Source organism: Nocardiopsis sp. iso_238 (assembly GCF_056173325.1).
Window position 1 is genome coordinate 2,926,157 of the sequence record NZ_CM149668.1, and the last position, 22,484, is coordinate 2,948,640.

General features: G+C 69.2%; 25 protein-coding genes and 1 pseudogene. 14 read left to right on the forward strand and 12 right to left on the reverse strand.

The genetic code is table 11. The features are described 5' to 3' along the window. Positions 1-91 precede the first annotated feature (91 nt). The 5 genes from AC0VYL_RS13040 to AC0VYL_RS13060 all read left to right on the forward strand — a co-directional run bounded on the left by AC0VYL_RS13040 (position 92) and on the right by AC0VYL_RS13060 (position 4,135). Positions 92-535, forward strand: coding sequence for an SMI1/KNR4 family protein (locus tag AC0VYL_RS13040; RefSeq protein ID WP_049579761.1), 444 nt, complete (start codon positions 92-94; stop codon positions 533-535). 102 nt (positions 536-637) lie between these two features. Then, positions 638-1,303: a peptide deformylase gene (gene def, locus AC0VYL_RS13045; protein WP_475452734.1), complete on the forward strand. Its 666-nt coding sequence runs from the start codon at positions 638-640 to the stop codon at positions 1,301-1,303. 422 nt (positions 1,304-1,725) lie between these two features. Then, complete coding sequence (locus AC0VYL_RS13050; protein WP_475483302.1) at positions 1,726-2,628, forward strand: ABC transporter ATP-binding protein; 903 nt, start codon at positions 1,726-1,728, stop codon at positions 2,626-2,628. Positions 2,629-2,639: 11 nt separating this feature from the next. Continuing rightward, positions 2,640-3,383 carry an ABC transporter permease gene (locus AC0VYL_RS13055; protein WP_475483303.1) on the forward strand — a complete coding sequence of 248 codons (744 nt, stop codon included), beginning with the start codon at positions 2,640-2,642 and terminating at the stop codon, positions 3,381-3,383. Positions 3,384-3,385: 2 nt separating this feature from the next. Next, positions 3,386-4,135: an ABC transporter permease gene (locus tag AC0VYL_RS13060; protein WP_475483304.1), complete on the forward strand. Its 750-nt coding sequence runs from the start codon at positions 3,386-3,388 to the stop codon at positions 4,133-4,135. Between the two features lie 183 nt (positions 4,136-4,318). Here the strand turns inward: AC0VYL_RS13060 and AC0VYL_RS13065 are convergent, their stop codons facing one another. From AC0VYL_RS13065 to AC0VYL_RS13075, 3 genes are all read right to left on the reverse strand, one after another. Next, complete coding sequence (locus AC0VYL_RS13065) at positions 4,319-4,507, reverse strand: hypothetical protein (RefSeq protein ID WP_475483305.1); 189 nt, start codon at positions 4,505-4,507, stop codon at positions 4,319-4,321. A gap of 576 nt (positions 4,508-5,083) precedes the next feature. Beyond that, on the reverse strand, positions 5,084-5,773 hold the full coding sequence (locus tag AC0VYL_RS13070; protein WP_475483509.1) for a response regulator: 690 nt from the start codon (positions 5,771-5,773) through the stop codon (positions 5,084-5,086). A 46-nt stretch (positions 5,774-5,819) separates the two neighbouring features. Further along, complete coding sequence (locus AC0VYL_RS13075) at positions 5,820-7,001, reverse strand: sensor histidine kinase (protein ID WP_475483306.1); 1,182 nt, start codon at positions 6,999-7,001, stop codon at positions 5,820-5,822. Positions 7,002-7,050: 49 nt separating this feature from the next. Between AC0VYL_RS13075 and AC0VYL_RS13080 the strand changes: the two genes are divergently transcribed. After that, positions 7,051-7,299, forward strand: coding sequence for a hypothetical protein (locus AC0VYL_RS13080; RefSeq protein WP_475483307.1), 249 nt, complete (start codon positions 7,051-7,053; stop codon positions 7,297-7,299). A 54-nt stretch (positions 7,300-7,353) separates the two neighbouring features. Continuing rightward, positions 7,354-8,106 (forward strand): NADPH-dependent F420 reductase, encoded by a 753-nt coding sequence (locus AC0VYL_RS13085; RefSeq protein ID WP_475483510.1) that lies wholly within the window; start codon positions 7,354-7,356, stop codon positions 8,104-8,106. Between the two features lie 115 nt (positions 8,107-8,221). Here the strand turns inward: AC0VYL_RS13085 and AC0VYL_RS13090 are convergent, their stop codons facing one another. Both AC0VYL_RS13090 and AC0VYL_RS13095 read right to left on the reverse strand, forming a co-directional pair. Further along, positions 8,222-8,536: a nitroreductase family protein gene (locus tag AC0VYL_RS13090; RefSeq protein ID WP_475483308.1), complete on the reverse strand. Its 315-nt coding sequence runs from the start codon at positions 8,534-8,536 to the stop codon at positions 8,222-8,224. Between the two features lie 230 nt (positions 8,537-8,766). Continuing rightward, positions 8,767-9,027 (reverse strand): annotated as a pseudogene (locus AC0VYL_RS13095) (nitroreductase family protein); the annotation flags it as partial. A 33-nt stretch (positions 9,028-9,060) separates the two neighbouring features. Here AC0VYL_RS13095 and AC0VYL_RS13100 point away from each other — a divergent pair. Continuing rightward, positions 9,061-9,420, forward strand: coding sequence for a MerR family transcriptional regulator (locus AC0VYL_RS13100; protein WP_475483309.1), 360 nt, complete (start codon positions 9,061-9,063; stop codon positions 9,418-9,420). Between the two features lie 397 nt (positions 9,421-9,817). After that, positions 9,818-10,291, forward strand: coding sequence for a ribonuclease HI (gene rnhA, locus AC0VYL_RS13105; RefSeq protein WP_475452738.1), 474 nt, complete (start codon positions 9,818-9,820; stop codon positions 10,289-10,291). Positions 10,292-10,360: 69 nt separating this feature from the next. On the opposite strand, the gene soxR is transcribed toward rnhA, so the two are convergent. Next, complete coding sequence (soxR, locus tag AC0VYL_RS13110) at positions 10,361-10,825, reverse strand: redox-sensitive transcriptional activator SoxR (protein ID WP_475452740.1); 465 nt, start codon at positions 10,823-10,825, stop codon at positions 10,361-10,363. A 9-nt stretch (positions 10,826-10,834) separates the two neighbouring features. Then, positions 10,835-11,512, reverse strand: coding sequence for an ABC transporter ATP-binding protein (locus tag AC0VYL_RS13115; protein WP_475483310.1), 678 nt, complete (start codon positions 11,510-11,512; stop codon positions 10,835-10,837). Positions 11,513-11,803: 291 nt separating this feature from the next. Here AC0VYL_RS13115 and AC0VYL_RS13120 point away from each other — a divergent pair, with 291 nt between their 5' ends. Beyond that, positions 11,804-12,793, forward strand: coding sequence for a DUF2332 domain-containing protein (locus AC0VYL_RS13120; RefSeq protein ID WP_475483311.1), 990 nt, complete (start codon positions 11,804-11,806; stop codon positions 12,791-12,793). A gap of 64 nt (positions 12,794-12,857) precedes the next feature. Here AC0VYL_RS13120 and AC0VYL_RS13125 read toward each other — a convergent pair whose 3' ends face one another. Continuing rightward, positions 12,858-13,841: an adenosine deaminase gene (locus AC0VYL_RS13125; protein ID WP_475483312.1), complete on the reverse strand. Its 984-nt coding sequence runs from the start codon at positions 13,839-13,841 to the stop codon at positions 12,858-12,860. Positions 13,842-14,076: 235 nt separating this feature from the next. Between AC0VYL_RS13125 and AC0VYL_RS13130 the strand changes: the two genes are divergently transcribed. Beyond that, positions 14,077-15,192, forward strand: a complete 1,116-nt coding sequence (locus tag AC0VYL_RS13130) for an aminotransferase class V-fold PLP-dependent enzyme (RefSeq protein ID WP_475483313.1) — start codon at positions 14,077-14,079, stop codon at positions 15,190-15,192. Between the two features lie 53 nt (positions 15,193-15,245). Here AC0VYL_RS13130 and pip read toward each other — a convergent pair whose 3' ends face one another. Next, entirely contained in the window at positions 15,246-16,199 is a 954-nt protein-coding gene (gene pip / locus AC0VYL_RS13135; RefSeq protein WP_475483314.1) for a prolyl aminopeptidase, read from the reverse strand. Positions 16,200-16,326: 127 nt separating this feature from the next. Here pip and AC0VYL_RS13140 point away from each other — a divergent pair, with 127 nt between their 5' ends. Beyond that, on the forward strand, positions 16,327-16,737 hold the full coding sequence (locus AC0VYL_RS13140; protein WP_475452750.1) for a pyridoxamine 5'-phosphate oxidase family protein: 411 nt from the start codon (positions 16,327-16,329) through the stop codon (positions 16,735-16,737). 80 nt (positions 16,738-16,817) lie between these two features. Here AC0VYL_RS13140 and AC0VYL_RS13145 read toward each other — a convergent pair whose 3' ends face one another. After that, positions 16,818-17,840 (reverse strand): aminotransferase class V-fold PLP-dependent enzyme, encoded by a 1,023-nt coding sequence (locus tag AC0VYL_RS13145; RefSeq protein WP_475483315.1) that lies wholly within the window; start codon positions 17,838-17,840, stop codon positions 16,818-16,820. A 136-nt stretch (positions 17,841-17,976) separates the two neighbouring features. On the opposite strand from AC0VYL_RS13145, the gene AC0VYL_RS13150 reads away from it, so the two are divergent. Beyond that, a complete protein-coding gene (locus AC0VYL_RS13150) occupies positions 17,977-18,933 on the forward strand; it encodes an NAD(P)/FAD-dependent oxidoreductase (protein ID WP_475483316.1) in 957 nt (318 codons plus the stop codon). Between the two features lie 73 nt (positions 18,934-19,006). On the opposite strand, the gene AC0VYL_RS13155 is transcribed toward AC0VYL_RS13150, so the two are convergent. Further along, positions 19,007-20,308 (reverse strand): purple acid phosphatase family protein, encoded by a 1,302-nt coding sequence (locus AC0VYL_RS13155; RefSeq protein ID WP_475483317.1) that lies wholly within the window; start codon positions 20,306-20,308, stop codon positions 19,007-19,009. A gap of 165 nt (positions 20,309-20,473) precedes the next feature. Between AC0VYL_RS13155 and AC0VYL_RS13160 the strand changes: the two genes are divergently transcribed. Further along, on the forward strand, positions 20,474-21,436 hold the full coding sequence (locus AC0VYL_RS13160) for a phosphotransferase family protein (protein WP_475483318.1): 963 nt from the start codon (positions 20,474-20,476) through the stop codon (positions 21,434-21,436). A gap of 19 nt (positions 21,437-21,455) precedes the next feature. Here AC0VYL_RS13160 and AC0VYL_RS13165 read toward each other — a convergent pair whose 3' ends face one another. Then, on the reverse strand, positions 21,456-22,241 hold the full coding sequence (locus AC0VYL_RS13165; RefSeq protein ID WP_475483319.1) for a putative protein N(5)-glutamine methyltransferase: 786 nt from the start codon (positions 22,239-22,241) through the stop codon (positions 21,456-21,458). Positions 22,242-22,484: the final 243 nt, after the last annotated feature.

Here is a 22,484-nt window from a genome sequence, read left to right on the forward strand (position 1 = left end):
GAGGTGTTTTGTGGCGGGTGTGGGTGGGGATTCGGTGGATTTTCGGCGCAACTCGCCGCCCACGATTTCCCGTGTCTTGCCACGACCTGTGATGATCGTGGGTGTGTGGCGTGAACTGATCCTGGAGATGTATCCCGAGGCCGATCTGAGCGATCCGGCCGACGAGGTGACCCTGGCCGAGGTCGAGAAGCACCTGATGCTGCCCCTGCCGTTCGAACTGGCCTCCCTGCTCAGGGAGACCGACGGGGTGACCAACGAGTACGGGGACGCGGTGGTGTGGAGTGCCCGCCGACTGGTGGAGGACAACCTGGCGATGCGCCAGGAGCCCGACTACCTGGAGTTGTACGCGCCCTTCGACGAGATGATCTTCTTCGGCGACTCCGACATGGGCCCGCAGTTCGCCTACGTGCACACGGACTACGGTCCGGGGATCGTGGTGTGGGATCATGAGAGCGACCGCAGGCGGCTGGTGGTCGTCTCGTTGCGTGACTACCTGGCGCGGTGCTTCATCCAGGGCAACGCGTGGTTCCGCTGACGGAGCTCCACCACCGGCGTGACCTTACGGTTCGTGCTATTTTTCGTGGTTGGCGGTGTCGTGACCGCCGTATCCCCTTGAGCCCGCCTTGAGAGAAGGACCATGTCGGAGCAGTCCATGCCCGTGCCCGTAACCGTTGTCCAGGGCCGGGAGGTTTCGGACTTTCCCGAGCTGGCCCCCGAGGCCGCCCGGGGCCGTGTCCTGAGGGTCACGGTCACCGGTGAGGAGGTCCTGCACCGGGCCAACGCCGACGTCCCCGCCTCCATGCTGGGCGGCGCCGAACTGGCGCGGCTGATCGACGACATGTTCGTCACGATGTACGCCGCCGAGGGCGTGGGGCTGGCGGGGAACCAGGTCGGGGTGGACCTGCGCCTGTTCGTCTACGACTGCCCCGACGACGACGGGGTGCGGCACGTGGGACACGTGATCAACCCGGTCCTGGACGAGCGCGACCTGGACGACCCCGTGGTGGTGGAGAGCGAGGGGTGCCTGTCGGTGCCCGGGCCGCACGCGGACCTGGGCCGGGCCGAGCACGCCACGGTGCGCGGGCTGGACAGGGACGGCAACGAGGTCGTGCTCAGCGGCAGCGGCTACTTCGCGCGGTGCCTCCAGCACGAGACCGACCACACCTACGGCAAGCTCTACGTCGACCGGCTCTCGCTGCGTGAGCGCAAGCGGGTGCTGAAGAAGATGAACGAGATGGCCGACAACGTGTTCGCCCGCCGGGAGGAGCGCGCCCGGGAACTGGAGCACGAACTGGCGGAGTGACTCCCTCAGTCGAGAGTGGGGGCGTACCGGGTCTGCCTGGTACGCCCCCACTGTCATGTGGCGGTCCTGACCCCCACCGCAGGTCCTCTCCCCCGCGTGTTCGCGAACGCCCGGCCCTTCGGGAGGGGGCGCCGGGGGTTGATGAACCGACGAGGTCGTGGTCTGCCGGGGCACCCGACTCTCGGCCGCGGTGCGCACCGCGACATGACACCGGGCCATGGCCTTTGCCGAGACTCTCCTCGTTGAGGCGACAGGGCCCTCTGTAGCTACTCACCGGTTGCGTTGCCCCTCGCCGTGGCTTCGGGAGTGCTGGGCCTACTACTTGAAGTCGGATTCGCTGCTTGAGTCCTTCTCAGGGAGTACCAGGGACGTCATCCCTGGGGTCGATGCTTTCAGGCAGAGCTTTGGGACACAGTGACCGTGTGTCTGAAGCGATCACTACCCATGGCCTGGGCAAGACCTACAGGAACCAGGCAGTTGTCCAGAACCTGGATCTGCGTGTTCCAGAAGGGTGCGTCTACGGATTTCTGGGCCCCAACGGTTCAGGGAAATCAACCACCATGAAAATGCTGCTGTCGTTGGTGCGACCCACCTCCGGCGAGGTCCACATCCTGGGCCGCCGCATGCAGCGATCGACGCGCCGCGGCCTGCTGAGCGACATAGGTTCACTCATCGAGGCACCGCCGGCCTACGGCCACCTCACCGGTCGCGAGAACATGCGTTTGGTACAGCGGCTTTTGGACCTCGACGATGATCAGGTCAACCGGGCCGTGCAGACCGTACGCCTGCAGAACCATCTCGACAAGCCGGTGCGCAACTACTCCCTGGGAATGGAGCAACGTCTGGGAATCGCGATGGCTCTGGCCCGGGAGCCGCGGATCCTGATCCTCGACGAGCCCACCAATGGCCTTGACCCCGCTGGAATCGAGGAGATGAGACGCCTACTCAAACAGCTGGCCGACCGCGGGATCACCGTGATGGTCTCCAGCCACCTGCTGGGCGAGATCGACCGAACGGCCACCGTCCTGGGCATCCTCAGCAACGGCCGCATGCTCTTCCAAGGCACACGGGAGCAACTGTTCGCCCAGTCGGTCCCCGACGTACTCATCGACACCCCGGATCCTGACCGGGTGTCCACTCTGACCGCCCAGTCGCACGCGGTCCGTGACGGGGACAGCGTGCGGATCCCTGGACTGGACCACGCCGCGACCGCTCACCTGGTGGCCTTCCTCGTCGACAAACGCGTCTCCATCCACGGCGTGCGCCGTGAGGACCAGTCACTCGAGGACGTGTTCATGGACCTGACCGGGGGACGGGGCCTGTGATGGTTCGCGCCGTGGTGAACGAGTTCGCCAAAATGCGCCGCCTTCGTGTGGTGCCCATCGCCGTCATCATGGTCATCGGCGTGGTCGCACTGTCATGCATCACCTTCACCACTCCCGGCTTCATGGACTCGGTCGACGACCCCGCCGCGCAACCCTGGCAGTGGCTTCTCGCGGGCCTGGCGCTCGCCGTACCGCTGGTCTCGCCCATCCTGCTGGCGGTATTGGCCAGCCGACAGGTCGACATCGAGCACCAGGGCAACGGGTGGCTCTTCTCCCAGACCTCCGGGATCACTCCCGGCCACCTGTGCCGGATCAAGTTCGCTGCCACCGGCTCACTCGTTGCCTTGGCCACCCTTGTCCAGAGCACACTAGTCGTCGCCCTGGGAATGCTGGTCGGCATCACGACCGACTTCCCCACGGGACAATGGCTGGGCTACACCGCCTCGATCGTGGTGGTGAATCTGGTGCTCTTCGCCCTCCACCTCCTGCTGTCGGCACGCATCCCCAACCAGCTCGTAGGCCTGGGCATCGGCGTTCTGGGCGTGTTCGTGGCCCTGTCCAGTACGGGAATGCCCCCGTGGCTCAACCATGTGCTCCTCCCGTGGGGGTACTACGCGTTGGCCACGCCCGTCGACACGGGAGCAGGAGGCGTGGCCGCCCTCGACCCGCCCCACCTGAGCGTGCTCGTCCTCGGAGTCCTGGGCGGAGCCGTGTTCCTGGCCGCCACCCGCATGTTCGACCGTCAGGAGGCCTGACCATGGGAGCGGTCCGAGCCGAGTTCCTCAAACTGAAGCGCTCCCTGAGCTGGGCCGTGGTGGTCCTACTACCACTGATGGCCATCATCACCGGAGCAGCCAACACTCTCGCCTCCGGCCAGCAGTTGGGCGATGGCTGGCACACCCTGTGGATGCGGGTCGTCGTCTTCTACGGCCTGTTCCCGCTGGCCGTCGGCATAGCTGTACTGGCCTCACTGGTGTGGCGGGTCGAACACCGGGGCGGCAACTGGAACGCGCTGATGGGGAGCAAAGTATCCAGTCTCGGCGTGGTGGCCGCCAAGACGGCGGTCCTGGCAGCCCTGGCGGCGGCCATGCAGGCAGTGATGGTGGGCGGCGTGATCGCCGCCGGAAAACTGGTGTTCGACCTGCCCGGGATCCTGCCGCCCCGGTACTTCCTGGTCAGCATCGTGATCATTGTGGCCTGCCTGCCGGTGGCAGCCCTGCAATCCGGTCTCTCGATGCTCATGAGATCGTTCGCGGCCCCCGTCGCCGTCGCCCTGCTGGGAGCGACCACCGGAGCATTCCTGCTGATGGTGCGACTCGACGCCCTGTCGATGATCCTGCCCTACGGCCTGGTCAGCCAGGCAACCCAGTTAGGAACCGGGACTTTCGCAGACAGCGGGACGATCACCCCCACAGCCGTGGCCGTCCTCTTGATCGCGGCCCTGGGCCTCAGCACAGCAGTGGTCGCCGCAACGACGGTCCTCTTGGACCGACTCGACATCCGCTGACGAGACGGCGCCGCAGGGGGTAGACCAAGTAGGAATGGATCCTGAGCGTTCGGGCTGTTCCCCACAGGTTCCTCCGGGATTGAGCGTTCTGACGCACAAAAGTCCCCGCTGCTCTGGAGGTCCAGAAGCAGCGGGGACTCGGGGCTTCCTGGTGTCCGTCACGGCCCTGCAAGCCGTGACGGACTAGTTGCCGTCCAAGGCCGGCCTTGCGGGGCGCCAGTATCGCGTACCCACTGCGAAGACCACGACCAGGCACGCAAGCACCCCGGCGGCCCAGACGCTGCCCTGCTCACCCGAGCCGAACAGCGACGGGACAAGCAGGACCAGCGCGGCGGCCGACAGGGCCATCCCGATCAAACTGACCACGAACATCCAAGTCTTATTCATCATCCCGCACTCATTTGAAGCAGTTCTTAAAGCAGTTAACGACGGCGGTGACCGAGGCTCCGCCGACAGTTGCGTAGGCGCCGATGCACGCCACACAGACTGCTGTACCCACTCCGGGAATCGCGCACGACCCGACGCAGGCACTTGCGATGAGCGCCGCGGTGGCGCCACTGATACCAAGGACCGCGGCGACGCAGCCTGCCGTATTAGTGGCCGCCTCCATCTCAGCCGTGCCCGCAGAACTGGCTGTGACGCTGACGATCTCCCGCTGCAGCTGGGTACCGGTCATGCAGGACGCGTCCGTGTCCTCGCTGTTCACCAGCGTGCCGTCCGTGTAGCTCGCGACGTTGAAGTTCCCAACGTCGTTCTCACTGAAGAGCGTCTCGCCGTACTCCGCTGTCGTGGAAGAGAACCTTGAGGTCGCTCAGCAGCCTGTCCGTCGTGGACGGCGAGGTCAAAGCAGCGGAGAACGACCTCGAGCCGCAGTAGCTCTGCTACCCGACGACCTGGCCATGGCCCCTTTCGGGCTCACTTGCTTCGCCCCCCGTAGGCCCCACAGGCCTACGGCGTGGGGGCGTCCTGCCCGTCTCCGCGGGTTCTGACCAGGCCGGTCTCATAGGCCAGGACCACGGCCTGCACGCGGCCGCGCAGGTCGAGTTTGGTCAGAATCCGCCGTACGTGCGTCTTGACCGTCGTCTCGGACACGTACAGCCGGTCGGCGATCTCCGTGTTCGACGATCCGCGGGCCACCAGTACCAGGACCTCGCGCTCGCGCGGCGTCAGTACATCAAGAGACTCGTGGTACACCGGGCTGTCATCTCCCGCAGGCAGACGGTCGGCGAACCGGTCGAGAAGTCTGCGGGTGGCGCTGGGGGCAACGACGGCATCACCGGAATGGACAGAGCGGATCGCCGACAACAATGCGCTCGGCGGTGCGTCCTTGAGAAGAAAACCACTGGCCCCAGCCCTCAATGCCGCATAGACGTACTCATCGAGATCGAAAGTAGTCAGAATCAGCACCCGCAGATGGCTGTTCATGGAGCGAATACGACGTGCGGCCTCCACACCATCCATCCGTGGCATGCGCACGTCGATAACAACAACGTCGGTCTCCACACGTTCCAGCAGCTCCAGCGCTTTGATCCCGTCCCCGGCCTCACCGACGACCCGCATGTCGGGTTGGGAGTCCAGGACCATCTGAAAACCGGACCGCACCAGCTCCTGGTCATCCACAAGGATGACGCGGATCATCTCCTCCGACTGATCGCCCGGTGAATCCACAGCTCTCCTTTTCACTTCACCCTGTGCCGGGGCTCTGCGGCAGTGATGCCACCACCTCAAAGCCTCCGCCTGCGCGAGGCCCCGCCTGCACGGAGCCGCCGTACACCGACACCCGCTCCCGCATGCCGATCAGGCCACGCCCCCGGCCGTTGTCCGCGTCCTCAGGGACGGCACCCCACCCATCGTCGAGGATCCGTAGTTCCAGAGCGTCCGCACCGTAGCGCACACGCACCCTGACACGGCTCACTCCAGGACCGGCATGCTTGAGCGTGTTGGTCAGCGCCTCCTGGACCACGCGGTACGCGGCGAGTTCCACCCCCGCCGAAAGTCGGTGTCGCTGCCCTTCGATGGTGAACTCCACCGGTAACCCCGCTCCGCGTACCTGACTGATCACCTGGTCCAACTGCCCGATCCCGGGCTGCGGTGCGTACTCCTCCCTGTCCTCACGGTGGACTCCGAGTATCCCGCGCACCTCAGCCAGCGCCGCCCTGCCGGTCGCCGTGACGGTTTCCAGGGCCTCCTTGGCACGGGCCGGGTCACGGTCGATCGCATAGGTCGCACCGTCGGCCTGGATCACCATCACGCTCAGGTTGTGAGCCACCACGTCGTGCATCTCGCGGGCGATGCGCGCCCGCTCTTCGGCAACCGCAGCTTGTGCGTGGGCGTCGTGTGCGCGTTCCAGCCAGTGCGCACGCTCTTCCAAACCGAGGAAGTAGCGTCGGCGGACCTTCATGTAGAGCCCGGTGACCCAGAACAGCAGGATGAGGAAGGTGTAGGTGGCAAAGGTGTCCCAGTCGTCCCAATTGGCGTAGGGAGACTGCACGATGGTCAGCGCCAGGCCAGTCTCGACGACTCCCAGCGCGGTGAGCGCCCACGTCCATCGGCAGTGCGCCGCGACGGTGTACATGGCGATGATGACGGCGACGTCGGCGAGGATCAAGCCCAGACCCAGCGCCGATTGCACCGCGGCCACGACGGCGACGACCGTGAACACGGCTGCCGGGAAGGTGCGCCGCAGTGCGAGTGGCAGGAGGAGCGCGAACGTGATGGCGAGGTGCAAGGGCAGGGGTGTGTGGCTGGGACGGTCGGCGGCGTAGCTGAGGATCGTGCCCGCACACAGCAGCAGGAAGGGAGCGACGCTGATTGTGTCGACAAGCATCTCGTGTCGCCGCAGCCAACGTTGCACCCTGCTGAACATCCGCTCAGTATAGGTTTCCGGATTCGTCGGGGAATTCGGAAAGGCAAGGGTGGAAGGCGGGGGTGGCCTGCTGCGTTTCGACTACGGAGCAGCCGGTTGCGTGGGCGTCGATCCAGTGGAGCGGGAACGCCTGGCCGATCCGGAACCCCGGGACTGGGCGGTGCGCGGCTGGTGGCGCACCCTGAAAAGCACCCGCACCCGCTCGGGTAGCCGCCTGGGTGCGGCCACCGCGAACAACCGCCTGGCCGCCGTGGAGACCTTCGTCGAAGCCGCCTGGCGTGTCGCGATTTGCCCCTGACACTGGTGTCAGGTCCTAACGTGGCCAGAGATCCGTGCGCCACCGTGCGCACGGATACCGGACGGTTACCACCAGGAAGAGGAACGGGCGATGTCGACTCTGGGGATCATCGGAAGCGGGAACATCGGAACCGCGATCGCGCGGCTGGCGGTCGCGGCGGACATCGACGTGGTGATCGCCAACTCGCGGGGCCCGCGGGGTCTGGCCGGCCTGGTCGAAGAGCTGGGACCGCGTGCCACCGCGGCCACCGTGGAGGAGGCCGCCCGTGCCGGTGAGGCGACCGTGCTCAGCATTCCGCTGACCGCCTACGGCTCCCTGCCTGAGGGGCTGCTGCGCGGGCGGACGGTACTGGACACCGGCAACTACTACCCCTTCCGTGATGGGCGCATCACCGAACTCGACTCCGAGGAGATGACCACGACCGAGCTCGCCGGGCGGTTCCTGCCCGGCGCCCTGCTGGTCAAGGCCTTCAACAACATCATGGCCCACCACATCCCGCAGCTGGCCCGTCCCACCGGGGCCAGTGACCGCAGTGCCCTGCCCATCGCCGGTGCGGACTCTCACGCCAAGGAGCAGGCCGCGGGGTTGATCGACCGGCTCGGTTTCGACACCGTCGACGCCGGCGACCCGGCCCAGAGTTGGCGTTTCGAGCCCGAGTCCGGTGCCTACACCCGGATCTACCTGGCCGATGGGGACGTGCCGGTCGAGCGGATGATGCAGGCCCCGGCCGCTCCGGTCTCGGCCGAGGAGCTGCGCGCCGCCCTGGAGGGGAGCCGACGGGTGAAGGTGGCCGAGCGCACCTTCTGACCTCGTGTGGCGGATGCCTCCGCCGACGAGAGTCGGCGGAGGCTCCTTTCTGTGCCAGGGGTGTTGCGGCGGGGCGCCGACGGCGGCCGAAGGGTGCGGTTCTCCTCGTTGGTCCCTAGTGCGCACCGTCCAGGACTCCGGGGGTGTCGTGCAGCACGACGCTCTCGGCCAGCGGTGCGCGCCCCATACGGAACTCGCTCGAAGGCCCCTGGGAGTCGGCCAGACCGAACGAGATGCCGAACAACAGCTTCATCTCCGGCTTGACCCCCAAAGACTCGCGCACGACGTCGGCGTAGGACCCCAGCATGGTCTGCGGGATGCCCGCCAGTCCGCGTGCCTCCAGTGCGAGTAGGAAGGTCTGCGCGTACATGCCGATGTCGCCGGCCACACGCACCCCGTCGCCGAACTGGGGCATGAACAGCAGTGCCACGTGGGGGCGTCGAAGAACTCCAGGTTGCGTAGGGCGGCCTCGTGGCGTCTTCGTGTGTCGGAGCGCTCCACGCCCAGGGACCGGTAGTAGGCCGCGCCCTGTTCCTGGGCGCGCTGGAGGTAGAGGCCGTCGCCGAAGTCGGCGTAGTCGAAGCTGAAGTCGGAGGAGTGGTGGCCGTCCCTGTCAGCTTGCAGCAGCGCGGCGCTCAGGGCGTCGCGGTGCGCACCCGAGACGACGTGTACCTGCCAGGGCTGGGTGTTGCAGTTGGAGGGGGCTTTCTGGGCGTCCTCCAACACCGCGCGGATGTTGGTCGCGGGGACCGGGTCGGGGAGGAAGCCCCGGACCGAGCGCCGAGAGCGCACGATGTCGGTGAAGGAGCGCGGGCTGTGGGGCACAAGGGTTCCTTCCACGTGGGGGTGGCTCATACGCGCACCGCACGGCCATGTTCTGGTGGTTCGTGGGGCGCGTGTCGTTACACTAGGACCTGACATCGGTGTCAGGGGCAAATCGGAGGGAGGGCGCTCGTGCGGATCGGAGAGCTGGCCGAGCGGACCGGGGCCAGCGTGCGTTCCCTGCGCTACTACGAGAAGCAGGGCATGCTTTCCAGCGAACGCAGCGCCAGCGGGCAGCGCCACTACGGTGAGGACGCCGTGAGCCGTGTGATGTTGATCCGGCAGTTCTTCGCTGTGGGGATGAACAGCACGACCATCGCCTCGCTCCTGCCGTTCATCAAGACCAACGGGGAGCGCTGCCCGCCGCAGGTCCTCCGCCAGCTCGTCTCCGAGCTGGAGCGCATCGATGCCCAAGCGGAGGAGCTGGCCCGCGCACGCCGGATTCTGGATGACATGGTCAGAACCACCCAGGAAGCCATGTGCGGCGAGTGAACACCGCCTGAGCCACGCCTGCCCGTTGACCAGCGTGCCCCGGTGTCACCCCCGGCGGATCACTCGTGCGGGTCGCGGGCCTTCCACGGTGGGGTCCTCGTTGTGCAGGAACCGGAGCTGGTACGGCGTCTTGGGAACGTGCTGGTCGGCGACGGGGTCTCCGGACCGTCGTCCGGATCATGGCCGCACCGTCAGGTCCTGTGGTGTTCCTTCTCGGCGCTCTCCTGCTGGTGAGCGGGTGGTTGGTGCTGTGTGGGGTCGGGGGCGCCTTTGGTCAGGGTGATCGTCCGTAATGGCTGGTTTAGAAGTTCCATTGGTACCGATTGGCCCTAAAAGTGGCTCTTGGCATGGGGGTTGTGGCCTTTTCGTGACCCGCGAGGGCGGTAGATTTCCCGGCATGCACAACGGGGACGAGGTCGACCAGGAGTCGACGGAACGCGTGGTCATCTACACCGACGGGGCGTGCAGCGGCAACCCCGGCCCGGGCGGCTGGGGGGTGTGGCTGCGCTACGGGGAACACGAGCGCGAGCTGTTCGGCAGTGACGCGCAGACCACCAACAACCGCATGGAGCTCATGGCGGCCATCCAGGCACTGGAGAGCCTCAAGCGCGACGTGCCGGTGCTGTTGCACACCGACTCCTCCTACGTCAGCAACGGCATCACCTCGTGGGTGCACGGGTGGAAGAAGCGCGGCTGGAAGACGGCCGACAAGAAGCCGGTGAAGAACGTGGACCTGTGGCAGCGCCTGGACGAGGTGGCCTCGCGCTACGACGTGGAGTGGAAGTGGGTGCGCGGGCACAACGGAGACGAGGGCAACGAACGCGCCGACGAGCTGGCCCGGCGCGGGCGGGACGCGGCCGCTGGTCTGTAGCGGCGGTGGTGTGTGTGGCGGCGGTGCCCTGGGGGTGCCGCCGCTTCGTCGTGTGTGGCCCGGGGTGTTCTAGTCCTCGTCCTTGAAGGGGTCGACCATGAGGCGGCGGGGGCCGGGGCCGGTGGAGGCGAGTTCGTCGTCGGGGTTGGAGAGTACGCAGGTGTCCAGGGACAGGCAGCCGCAGCCGATGCATCCGGTGAGGTCGTCGCGGAGGCGGATGAGCTGGGTGATGCGGGCGTCGAGTTCCTCGCGCCACTGTGCGGAGACGGCGGCCCAGTCGGAGCGGGTGGGGGTGCGGTTCTCGGGGAGTTGGTCGAGGGCTTCGCGGATGCGTGCCAGGGGGATGCCCACGCGTTGGGAGATGCGGATGAAGGAGACGCGGCGGAGGGTGTCGCGGCGGTAGCGGCGTTGGTTGCCGGTGGTGCGGCGGCTGTGGATGAGGCCCTGGCGTTCGTAGAAGTGCAGGGCGGAGACGGCGACTCCGGCGCGTTCGGCGACCTGGCCGACGGTGAGTTCCTTGGTGATGGGTGGCACGGGGTCAGTTTAGGTGGGGGTGCTCTGGAGTGCGTACAGGCGTGCGTAGGCGCCGCCGCGCATGAGGAGTTGGTGGTGGGTGCCGGTTTCGGTGGTGTGTCCGTGGTGGAGGAGGTGGATGCGGTCGGCGGTGCGGGCGAGGGAGGGGTGGTTGGTGAGGGTGAGGTGGGCGGTGGTGGGTGTGGGGCGGGGTGTGGGGGTGGTGGGTTGGTTGATGAGGAGGAGTCGGGCGCCGGTGTGGTGGGCGTAGAGGGTGCGGGCGTGGTGGATGTGGGTGGTGAGGGTGGGGTCGAGGTCGGCGGTGGGGGTGTTGAGGTGGCGGGGGTCGAGGTGGGTGGTGGTGAGGGTGTCGGTGAGGCGGGGGTCGTGGGGGTTGGGGTGGGTGTGGCCGGTGATGGTTTGGGCGAGGGTGGGGTTGGGGTGGGTGGTGTGGATGGGTGTGTGGGTGGTGATGCGGCCGGTGGTGGGGGTGGTGTGGTGGGTGAGGAGGTGGGTGAGGGCTTGGGTGGCGGTGGTGGTGAGGCCGATGAGGGCGATGTGTTGGCCGGGGTTGATGGTGAGGTCGAGGTGGTGGAGGAGGGTGGTTCCGGTGGGGTGGGTGAGGGACACGTCGTGGAGGGTGAGCAGGGGTGTGTTGGTGGTGTGGTGGGTGGTGCGCCGTAGGTGGTGGCGGGTGGAGAGCCTCACGGGTGTCCGTTCGTGTGGGTGGTTGTCTCCTGCCTGGGATCGTCCCTGGCGTGTGAGAGTTCTCGTTATGTGTTCGTGTCCTTGGTCTCGTTGTTCAGCGTAGGGGCGGGCGGGTGAGGTGGACATCAGCTTGGCGGGGTCTGGGGGTTGGGTTGTTCTTCAGGTGTTGTGGTGGGGTGTGTGGGGTTGTCGTGGTGTCGCTGAGGGGGTGCTCGGTGGTGGGGCGGCGCTCGGGGCGCGGGGGTGGGGGAGGTAGGTTGCCGCGCACCTGATGTCTTCGCGGAGGAGGGTGTGACGGTGGGTGCGGACGCTGTGGTGGAGCGGGAACGCGCACGGGTCGCGGAGCGGTACCGGTGGTTCGCGGCCGGTTGTGCGCGCGGGGGGTCGGCCGAGTACGAGCGCGTCGCCCTGGGGGTGGCCGGGGACGAGCGGGTGCTGGACCTGGTGATGTCGTTGCCCGAGGGGAACAAGCGCCAGCCGAACCTGTTGTTGGGGGCGGTGCGGTACCTGGGTGGGCCGACCGACTCCTGGGAGGGGTTCCGGGAGTGGGTGGTGGAGCACGGGGAGCGGGTGCGCCGGGTGGTGGCGGCGCGGATGACCCAGACCAACGAGGTGCGCCGGTGCGCCACGCTGCTGCCGGTCCTGGCTCGGATGGAGGGGCCGTTGGCGCTGGTGGAGGTGGGGGCGTCGGCGGGGTTGTGTCTGTACCCGGACCGGTACCGGTACTCCTATGACGGGGGTGCTCCGTTGGGGCCGCAGGGGAGTCCGGTGTTGTTGGAGTGCCGTACCCGTGGTGGGGTGCCGGTGCCGGATCGGGTGCCGCGGGTGGTGTGGCGGGCGGGGCTGGACCTGAACCCGTTGGACGCCTCGGACGGGGACGACGTGCGGTGGTTGGAGTCGCTGGTCTGGCCGGGGGAGCAGTGGGCCGGGCGGGTGGGGCGGTTGCGTGCGGCGGCGTCGGTGGCGGCGGCCGATCCGCCGGTGATGGTGGCGGGGAATCTGTTGGAGGCGCTGCCGGAGCTGGCGGCGCGGGCGCCGTCGGGGGCGACGTTGGTGGTGTTCCACAGTGCGGTGGCGGCGTATCTGTCCGAGGGTGAGCGGGCGGACCTGGAGGGGTTGATGGGTGGGTTGCCGGGGCACTGGGTGTCGAACGAGGGGTGGCGGGTCTTTCCGGGGTGGGAGGGGGCGCGCCCCGGGGTGGAGGGTGACTTCACGTTGGCGGTGGATGGTCGGGTGGTGGGTTACACGGGGGAGCACGGTCAGTCGTTGACGTGGCGGTGAGTGGTGGAAGGAGGGGGCCTCGCGTGTGGTGCGCGGGCCCCCTTCTTGTTTGTGGTGTGCGGGGTCAGAAGGTGTAGGCGTCGACTTCGGCGAGGAGGGCCTGGCGGCGGTCCTCGGGCAGGAAGGAGGCGGTGAAGGAGTTGCGGGCCAGGGTGCGCAGGTGGTCGTGGTCCAGGCCGAGGTGTTCCTGGAGGGCGAGGTAGTTGTCGTGGACGTAGCCGCCGAAGTAGGAGGGGTCGTCGGAGTTGACGGTGACGAGCAGGCCGGCGTCCATGAGGGCGGGCAGGGGGTGGTCGGCGAGGGTGTCGACGGCGCGCAGGCGGACGTTGGAGAAGGGGCAGACGGTGAGGGGGGTCTGGGTGGTGGCCAGGTGGGTGACGAGGGTGGGGTCGTCGAGGCAGCGGATGCCGTGGTCGATGCGTTCGGCGCCCAGGAGGTTGAGGGCCTGCCAGATGTAGTCGGCGGGGCCTTCCTCTCCGGCGTGGGCGACGCGGTGGAGGCCGAGGTCGGCGGCGGCCTGGAAGACCTCGGTGAACTTCTCGGGCGGGTTGCCGACCTCGGCGGAGTCGAGGCCGACGGCGTTGATGTGGTGCAGGTGGGGGCGGGCGGCGTTGAGGGTGTCCATGGCTTCGTTGGCGGGGAGGTCGCGCAGGAAGCACAGGATGAGGCTGGTGGAGATGTTGTGGCGTTGGAGGCTGGTGTCCAGGGCGGAGGCCAGGCCGTTGATGACGGTGGCCAGGGGGACGCCGCGGTTGGTGTGGGCCTGGGGGTCGAAGAAGATCTCGGCGTGGCGGACGCCCTGGGCGGCGGCGCGGGTGAGGTAGGCCTCCGCGAGGTCGTGGAAGTCGGCTTCGGTGCGCAGGACGTCCATGAGTTCGTAGTAGAGGTTCAGGAAGGACTGGAGGTCGGTGAAGGAGTAGGCGTCGCGGAGGGCCTGGATGTCGGTGTGGGGCAGGGTGATGCCGTTGCGGTCGGCGAGGTGGAAGGCGAGTTCGGGCTCCAGGGTGCCTTCGATGTGGAGGTGGAGTTCGGCTTTGGGGATGGCCATGGCAGCCGGGCGCCCTTTCTTCGGGTGGTGTGGGTTGTTGGCCATTGTGGCTGATGGCGGGGGGTGGGTTGGCCTGTGGTGGGGGCGGTGTGGGACACATCGGGTCGGGTGCGGGGGTGGTGGGTCGGGTGGGGGTGGGGCAGGGTGCGTGTGTGGGTCGTCGTCGAGGGTGAGGAGTGGGTGCGTGGTGGACGTGGCGGAGTTGCGGGCGCAGACGCCGGGGTGTGCGGGTTTGGTGTTCCTGGACAACGCGGGGTCGTCGTTGGTGCCGTCGGTGGTGCACGAGGCGGTGGTGGGGCATCTGGAGTTGGAGTCGCGGGTGGGTGGGTACGAGGCGCGGGAGCGTGCGGCGGGGGCGGTGGAGGGGTGTACCGAGCAGGTGGCGGGGTTGATCGGGGCGTCGCCGGGGGAGGTGGTGTTCTTCGAGGGGGCGTCGCAGGCGTGGTCGTCGGCGTTGGGTGCGGTGGTGTTGGAGCCGGGGCAGCGGGTGTTGACCACGACCAGTGAGTACTCGGGTAACGGGGTGGGGTTGTTGCGGTTGGCGGCGTTGCGTGGGGTGCGGGTGGAGGTGGTGCCCGATGACGCCGACGGGGTGGTGGACGTGGCGGTGTTGGAGGGGGAGTTGGGGCGGGGGGACGTGGGGTTGGTGGCGATCAACCACATGCCCACGCACAGCGGGTTGGTGAATCCGGCGGAGGCGGTGGGGGCGTTGTGTCGGCGGTTCGGGGTGACGTACCTGTTGGACGCCTGTCAGTCGGTGGGGCAGTGGGAGGTCGATGTGGAGCGGATCGGGTGTGATCTGCTGTCGGGGACCGGTCGTAAGTTCCTGCGTGCGCCTCGGGGGACGGGGTTTCTGTATGTGCGTGCGGGGGCGCGGTTGGGGGAGCCGTTGGCGGTCAACCATGTGGGTGGGCGGTGGAGTGGTCCGCAGGAGTACCGGGTGTTGCCGGGGGCGGCGGGGTTCGAGGTGTTCGAACACGCGGTGGCGGCGCAGGTCGGGTTGGGGGTGGCGGCCGCGTACGCGCGTCGTGTGGGGATGGGGTGGGCGCGGGAGCGGATCGGTGGGTTGGCGGGGTGGTTGCGTGCGGCGTTGGGTGGGGTGCCGGGGGTCGAGGTGCATGACCGGGGGCGGGAGTTGTCGGGGATCGTGACGTTCTCGGTGGCTGGACGTGAGGCGGAGTGGGTGGTGGGGGCGTTGCGGGAGCGGGGGGTGCGCACGAGTGTGGCGCGTCCCTTGGATCAGCGGTGGTCGGCGGGGCCGGGGCACGCGGTGGTGCGGGCGTCGGTGCACTACTACAACTCCGAGGAGGAGTTGGAGCGCACGGTGGGGTTGGTGCGGGAGTTGGCGTAGGGGGTTGTGTGTGGGGGGACCGGCGGGGGGCTGGTCCCCCCTTTTTTTGTGGGTCAGTCCAGGTGGGCGTGGCGGTCGGTGGCGGCGACGACGGCGGCGCCGATGCCGGTGGTGCTGGAGGTGTGGGCGGCGTCGTCGACGATGACGAGTCGGGCGTGGGGCCAGTTGTGGGCGAGGTCGTGGGCGGTGTCGACGGGGCCGCTGATGTCGAGGCGGCCGTTGATGAGGGTGGCGGGGATGTGGGTGACGCGGTGGAGGTCGTCCAGGAGTTGGTGGGGGGTGAGGAAGCAGTCGTTGGCCCAGTAGTGGGTGACGGCGCGGGCGAAGGTGAGGCGGAAGGCGGGGTCGGTGTAGCGGGGGTTGGGGGTGAATCCGGGGACGGTGGCCACGTGGGTGTCCTCCCATGTGCACCAGGCGAGGGCGGCGTCGTGGCGGACCTGGGGGTCGGGGTCGTCGAGGAGGTGGGCGTAGGCGGCGGGGAGGGCGCGTGGGTCGGCGTCGGGTCCGGCGGCGGCGCGGAAGCGTTCCCACTGTTCGGGGAAGACGCGGCGCATGTCGTGGGTGATCCAGGTGATTTCGGCGCGGGTGCCGGTGGTGACGGCGAACAGGGTGAGGGAGATGACGTGGTCGGGGTGGGCTTGGGCGTAGGCCAGGCCGAGGCAGGAGCCCCAGGAGGCGCCCAGGACGTGCCAGCGGGTGATGCCGAGGTGGGTGCGTAGGGCTTCGAAGTCGTCGATGAGGTGGGGGGTGGTGTTGGTGGTGAGGTCGGCGGTGGGGTGGGCGATGTCGGGTGTGCTGGCGCCGGTGCCGCGTTGGTCGAGGAGGATCATGCGGTAGTGGTCGGGGTTGGTGAGGGCGGACCAGTGGGGGTGGGAGCCGGAGCCGGGGCCGCCGTGGACGGCGAGCAGGGGTGTGCCGTGGGGGTTGCCGCATTCCTGCCAGAAGAGGCGGTGGCCGTCGGGGCGGGTGAGGTGGCCGCTGGTGTGGGGGGTGGTGGCGGTGTACATGGGGGTTCCTTTCGTGTGGGTTGGTGTGGGGGGTGGCGGTGGGGCTGGGATGGTGGGGGGAGTTGTTCGAGCGTGGAGGGGGCCTGTGGTGGGGGAGTCGGGTGTGCGTGGTGTGGAGGGGGAGTCCGTGCTGGAGGAGACGGATCCGTTCCTGGTGTTCTGGGGTGAGCGGCGTCTGTGCACGTTGGCGTCGCCGCGTCCGGACGGGAGTCTGCACCAGGTGCCGGTGGGGGTGACCTATGACCCGGAGCGGCATCTGGCGCGGGTGATCTCCTCGGCGTCCAGTTTCAAGGTGCGCAACCTGGTGGAGCGGCCGGGGGCGCGGGTGTCGGTGTGTCAGGTGGAGGGGCGTCGGTGGTCGACGTTGGAGGGTGAGGCGTGGGTGAGTCGTGATCCGGAGGCGGTGGCTGAGGCGGTGCGTCGGTACGCGTTGCGGTATCGGGAGCCGCGGGCGAGTGCGGATCGGGCGGTGATCGAGATCGCGGTGAAGCGGGTGATGGGGAACGTGCGGCCTGAGCGGTCGGGGATCGTTCCCTGACCGGTGGTGGGGTGGTGGGACGTCGGAGGGGGCTGGTGCGCCGTGTGGGTGTGCCGGCCCCCTTCGGTGTGTGTGGGCGTTCAGGTGGTGAGGACCTTGGCGGCCAGGTCGGCGTCGGCTTCGGTGTTGTACAGGTGGAAGGCCAGGCGGGTGTGGCCGCCGCGTTCGGTGGCGATGATGCCGGCTTCGCGCAGGGTGGCCAGGGCGCCGGGGTGGTCGACGGTGGTGATGGCGGAGTGGGCGGGGGGTTGGTTCAGGTGGGCGCGGAAGCGGTCGGTGAGCTGGGTGTTGTGGGTGTGGACGTGGTCGATTCCGTGGTGGAGGAGGGTGTCCAGGGCGGGTGCGGCGGCGACGGCGGCGAGCCAGTTGGGGGAGAGGTCGAAGGCGCGGGCGGTGGGTGAGGGGGTGAAGTGGTCGCGGTAGAAGGCGGTGGTGGGGTCGGCGTCGGCCATGGGTCCGGCGTTGGTGGGGCGGAGTCGGGTGCGTAGGTGGGGGGAGAGGTAGGCCATGGCGAGGCCGCGGGGTGCCATGAGCCATTTGTAGGCGGAGCAGACGAGGGCGTCGAAGCGGGTGGCGTCCAGGGGGAGCCATCCGGCGGCCTGGGTGGCGTCGGCCAGGACGAGGGTGTGGTGGGTGCGGGCGGCGGTGAGGATGTCGTCGGTGGGGGCCAGGGTTCCGGTGGCTGATTGGACGGGGCTGTAGGCGACGAGGTGGGTGGTGGGGGTGATGTGGTCGGCCAGGGCGTGCAGGGGTGCGGTGTGCACGGTGATGCCCCGGTCGGCGTGGGTGTGGAAGGGGAAGGTGGTGGAGGTGAATTCGCCTTCGGGGACGAGGATGTGGGCGCCGTCGGGGAGGGAGGCGGCGATGGTGCCGACGAGTTGGGCGGTGCTGGCGCCCAGGGTGATGTCGTCGGTGGGGGCGTGGAGGAGTTGGGCGAAGCGGGCGCGGGTGGTTTCGGTGGCCTGGTTCCAGTGGTGGGGGTCGGCGGTGGCGGTGTGCCAGGTGTGGGTGGCGTGGGTGAGGGCTTGGTGGGCGGTGGTGGGTGGGATGCCGTACTGGGCGGTGTTGAGCCAGATGGTGTCGGTGTTCCAGGGGTGGTTCATGGGTGGGGAGCCTAGGGCATGGGTGGGGTTGCGTGGTGGGGGAGCTTCCCACCAGGTCTTTTGCTGTTCTGGCAATGGGTGTTGTCAGTTGGTGGGGTGGGGGTGAGGATGGGGGCCGGAGCGAAGGAGAGCGATGATGAACGAACCCGTACGTGAGGTCGAGGTCGTGGTGGTCGGTGGCGGTGTCGCCGGGTTGGCGGGGGCGCTGTCCCTGGCCCGGGCGCGCCGGTCGGTGCTGGTGGTGGACGAGGGGCGGCCGCGTAACGCCCCGGCCGAGGGTGTGCACGGCCTGCTGGGGATGGAGGGCGTCGCCCCCGGTGAGCTGGTCGAGCGCGGGCGCGCGGAGGTCGTCTCCTACGGGGGTGCGGTCGAGTCGGGCCGGGTGGTGGCCGTGGAGCGGACCGGGGACGGCTTCGCCGTGGAACTCGCGGACGGCTCCGTGGTGGGGGCGCGGCGGTTGTTGGTGACCACCGGGTTGGTGGACGAGCTGCCCGACATCGACGGGTTGGCCGAGCACTGGGGTTCGGGGGTGCTGCACTGTCCCTACTGCCACGGGTGGGAGGTGCGTGACCAACCGGTGGCGGTGGTGGCCGACGGGCCGGTGGCCGTGCACGCCGGACTGCTGTGGCGGCAGTGGACCGATCGGGTGACGGTGTTCACCGACCCCGCCCGGGACCTGGGGCCGCAGGGGCGGGAGAAGCTGGTGGCGCGCGGGGTCACCGTGGTCGAGACCTCGGTGGAGGCGGTGGAGTCCGACGCCGAGGGGGTGAGCGGTGTGCGTACCCGTGACGGCGCGGTCGTGCCGGTGCGCGCGGTGGTGGTGCCCACGTTCATGCGGGCGCGCTCACGGTTGCTGGCCGACCTGGGGGTCGCGGTGAGTGAGCTGCGCATGGGTGATCACGTCATGGGCACCCACGTGGAGGTCGACGCGATGGGTGCGACGTCGGTGCCGGGGGTGTGGGCGGCGGGCAACGTCGCCTCGCCCAGCGAGCAGGTGGTCGGTTCGGCGGCCGCGGGCAACCGGGCGGGGGCGGCGATCAACGCGGACCTGGTCATGGCCGAGGCCCAGCACGCCCTGGACCAGGCCCGGTAGGGCTGGGGCCAAGGTGGGGCGCCCGGGCCGCCCGCACGCGGCTCCGGGCGCCCCCAGGGGAAGGGCTCGAAGGTCAGGACGTGGTGGTCACACGCTTGCCCTGGTCGTCCTTGACGATGGTGAAGGAGTCCACGACCCGGCCGTCGGCGGTGCGGGCCACGTACTCCAGGGTCGGGCCGTCCACCTGCACGGCCTGGTAGGTCTGGGTGTCGGTGAGCTGGACGCGGGCCTCGGCGCCGTGGTCGGTCCAGTTGTCGTCCCGGGCGTCGTACATCTTGGGGCCGGTGACGGTGACCGCGTACACGGGGCCGGTGTGGGTGTCGGGGTCCTCGGTGCGGTTCGCGGTCAGATTGCCGCGGCTGTAGGAGTGGTCGTGGCCCTGGAGGACGAGGTCGACGTCGTGGTCCTCCAGGGTCCGCAGCCAGGACTCGCGCAGGGGGCCGTTGTCGCGGCCGGGGCTGTTGGAGAAGACCGGGTGGTGGAAGGTGACCACGGTCCACGGGTTCGGGTTGTCCTCCAGCACCGACTCGAGCCAGTCGCGCTGGGTGTCCAGCCACGCTCCGGGGCGCAGCGGGGTGGTGTTGCGGTAGTTGGAGTTCAGGACCACGAACCGCACCCCCTGGTAGTCGGTGTGGTAGACGGTCTCGTTCAGGTCGGCGCCGTCGGTGGGGCCGTTGCCCGCGCCGGGGAACTGCAGGGCCCAGTGGTCGCTCAGGTCGGTGCCCGAGTACTCGTGGTTGCCGGGGGCGGTCACGTGGTTGACGCCGCCGGTGGTGTCGGCGCCGAAGGCGTCGTACCACTCGCCCCACTGGGAGTCGCTGTTGGCGTGGTCGATGAGGTCGCCGGCGTGCACGGCCAGTTCGGCGTCGGGTTCGGCGGCCAGGGCGGCGCGCACGACCGGGGCGGCGCCGGAGGTGATGTCGTTCTGGATGTCACCGAAGTACAGGAAGCTGAAGGGGTCGGCTTCGTGGGAGGCGGTGGTGAAGGTGTGCCACTCGCCCGCGGTCTGGTCGCCGTCGCCCACGCGGTACCGGTAGGTGGTGTCGGGGGTCAGGCCGGTGGCGGTGGCCGCGTAGTGGGTGCCGCCCGCGTCGCCGGTGACCTGCCCCTGGACCCGGGTGACCTGGTCGGGGTCGGTGGTGGGGGCGATCTCCAGGACGGCGGTCCGGCCGTGGTCGGCGCGCCAGGTCACGGTCTGGGAGGTGGCGGGGTCGGCGGTGGGGGAGAGGGTGAGCCGCTCGGGGGCCTGCTGCGCGGAGGCGGTGGCGGGCAGGGCGACGGTGGGGGCCAGGGTCATGGCGCCGACGCCGAGCAGGGCCAGGGCGTGACGGATGCGCAGCGGGCGGCGTGCCGCGGAGCGGGGGGACGCGGTCATGGGGGGTTCGCTTTCGTGCGGGGGGCGGGACGCTGGTGAGGTTAGCGGCGGGTGTGTAACGGAGTGTGAACGTGGGGGGACGGAGAGCCTGCGCGGGGTCGACAACCCCGATCGGGCCGTCTAGGTTGGGGCGGTCCCGCCCCCCAGCCCCCTTGGGAGTGTTCCGTGCGTGCCCTGACCCCCACCGGTTCGTTGAAGGAGTTGGCCCGTCGTGCCCTGGGTGTTCGGGTCGTGGGGGTGGAGCGGTTGCGCGGCGGCACGAAGAAGGGCGTGTACCGGCTGGTCGCGGCCGACGACTCCAGCGTGGTCGCCTACGTGTGGAGTGCGGCGGAGAACTACTGGCCCGCGGCCCCCGCCGAGGAGGGGCCCTTCTCCCACGCCGACGGTGTGGACCTGTTCGTGGGCGCTGTCGAGGCGCTGGAGCCGTTGGGGGTGCGTACCCCGCGCGTGCTGTGGATGGAGCGCGACCACCGTGAACTCGGCGCGGACGTGGCCCTGGTGGAGGACGTGCGGGGGCCCACGCTGGAGGAGCACATCGCCCACGGCGACCCGGTCTTCGTGGAGGGTGTGCTGGGCCGGTTGGGTGAGGCGTTGGCCGTGATGGGCGCCCGGTCGGAGTCGGGGGTGGGCAAGGTGTCGCGGCCGCTGGTGCGGGATCGTTCCTGTGCGGAGCTGGTGGTGGAGCGGGCGTTGGTGGATCTGGCCGAGGGGGCGCGGCGCAGGCCGGAGCTGGCGGAGGTCGCCGGTGCCGTGGAGGTGCGGTTGGGCGGGTTGTTCGAACGGGTGGGTCCCCGGTTCGAACACGGATTGGTGCACGGTGAGCTGGGGCCCGACCACGTGCTGGTGACGCCCTCGGGTGAGCCGGTGTTGATCGACGTGGAGGGGCTGATGTTCTTCGACGCCGAGTGGGAGCACGCGTTCCTGCGGTTGCGGTTCGGTGACCTGTACCGGCACCTGGAGCGTCCGGGGTTGGATCCGGCGCGTACGGAGTTGTACGCGTGGGCGGAGCACCTGTCGTTGGTGGCGGGGCCGCTGCGGTTGTTGGACGGGGACTTCCCCGACCCTGCGGAGATGGTGGGGATCGCGGAGCACCACCTGGGGCGGGTGCTCGCCCTCGTCCGGGGGTGAGGGCGAGCACGGGGTTCGGTCAGGGGCGGTGGCCGACGACCACGGCGGTGTCGGTGTCGTCGCAGGTCACCGACGTGGCCTGGAGTCCTCCTCGGGTCAGGGCGGCCATGGCTGGCCCCTTCTGCCCGGGGTGGGCCTGAATCAGTAGGTGGCCGCCGGGCGCCAACCAGGGGCGGGCCCGGGCGCAGACGCGGCGCACCACGTCCAGTCCGTCGGGGCCGCCGTCCAGGGAACGGAGGGGTTCGTGGTCGCGTACCTCGGTGGGCAGGAGGGCGATCTGTCCGGTGGGGACGTAGGGGGTGTTGACGACCACGACGTCCACGTGTCCGTGCAGTGCGGTGGGCAGCGGGGAGAACAGGTCGCCGTGGTGGGCCCGTCCGCCCAGGTGGGTGATGTTGTGTTGGGCGCAGCGCACGCTGGCGGCGTCGATGTCGGTGGCGTGCAGGCGTACCCCCTGCCGGTGGGTGGCCAGGACGGCGCCCAGGGCACCGGTGCCGCAGCACAGGTCCACGACCAGGGCCCTGGGGCGGGTGCGGGTCAGTGCCTGGGTGGCGAGGAACTCGGTACGGGGGCGGGGGACGAACACACCGGGGTCCACACGCACGCGCAGGTCGTGGAAGCGTGCCCAGCCAAGGACGTGTTCGAGCGGCGTTCCGGTGCTGCGCCGGTGCGCCATGCGGGCCAGTTCGCGGGGGGTGCGCGCGGTGGCGGCGATCAGTGCCGCTTCCTCTTCGGCGAACACGCATCCGGCCTGGCGCAGCTGGGCGACGAGAGAGGGAGAAGGCGGGCAGGGCTGGTGTGACAAGGGAGCCTTTCGGGGTGCCTGCGGGCACTCCCGGACCTACACCTTGGTGACGTGCGGAGCGCGGGGTGCCCGTCCTGCTGCTGCGGTGATCGGTCCCACCTCCTCGGTCGTGATGTGCGTGCCCAGGCTAGTCCACCAGGGAGCCGGGAGGGCCGCCGCTTCCTGACACCTCGGGGGTCTGGCGGGAAAACGGGTCGTCGGGTCGGCCCTGTGGTGGGTAGCATGCGGCCATGCGTTCCTGAG

Bases quoted from the DNA above. Each gene is read 5' to 3' on its own strand.
- def (WP_475452734.1), top strand. From the start codon at position 638: ATGTCGGAGCAGTCCATGCCCGTGCCCGTAACCGTTGTCCAGGGCCGG.
- AC0VYL_RS13060 (WP_475483304.1), top strand. From the start codon at position 3,386: ATGGGAGCGGTCCGAGCCGAGTTCCTCAAACTGAAGCGCTCCCTGAGC.
- AC0VYL_RS13155 (WP_475483317.1), bottom strand. From the start codon at position 20,308: ATGACCGCGTCCCCCCGCTCCGCGGCACGCCGCCCGCTGCGCATCCGT.
- AC0VYL_RS13070 (WP_475483509.1), bottom strand. From the start codon at position 5,773: ATGATCCGCGTCATCCTTGTGGATGACCAGGAGCTGGTGCGGTCCGGT.
- rnhA (WP_475452738.1), top strand. From the start codon at position 9,818: ATGCACAACGGGGACGAGGTCGACCAGGAGTCGACGGAACGCGTGGTC.
- pip (WP_475483314.1), bottom strand. From the start codon at position 16,199: ATGTACACCGCCACCACCCCCCACACCAGCGGCCACCTCACCCGCCCC.
- AC0VYL_RS13065 (WP_475483305.1), bottom strand. From the start codon at position 4,507: ATGTTCGTGGTCAGTTTGATCGGGATGGCCCTGTCGGCCGCCGCGCTG.
- AC0VYL_RS13145 (WP_475483315.1), bottom strand. From the start codon at position 17,840: ATGAACCACCCCTGGAACACCGACACCATCTGGCTCAACACCGCCCAG.
- AC0VYL_RS13150 (WP_475483316.1), top strand. From the start codon at position 17,977: ATGAACGAACCCGTACGTGAGGTCGAGGTCGTGGTGGTCGGTGGCGGT.
- AC0VYL_RS13125 (WP_475483312.1), bottom strand. From the start codon at position 13,841: ATGGCCATCCCCAAAGCCGAACTCCACCTCCACATCGAAGGCACCCTG.
- AC0VYL_RS13040 (WP_049579761.1), top strand. From the start codon at position 92: ATGATCGTGGGTGTGTGGCGTGAACTGATCCTGGAGATGTATCCCGAG.
- AC0VYL_RS13075 (WP_475483306.1), bottom strand. From the start codon at position 7,001: ATGTTCAGCAGGGTGCAACGTTGGCTGCGGCGACACGAGATGCTTGTC.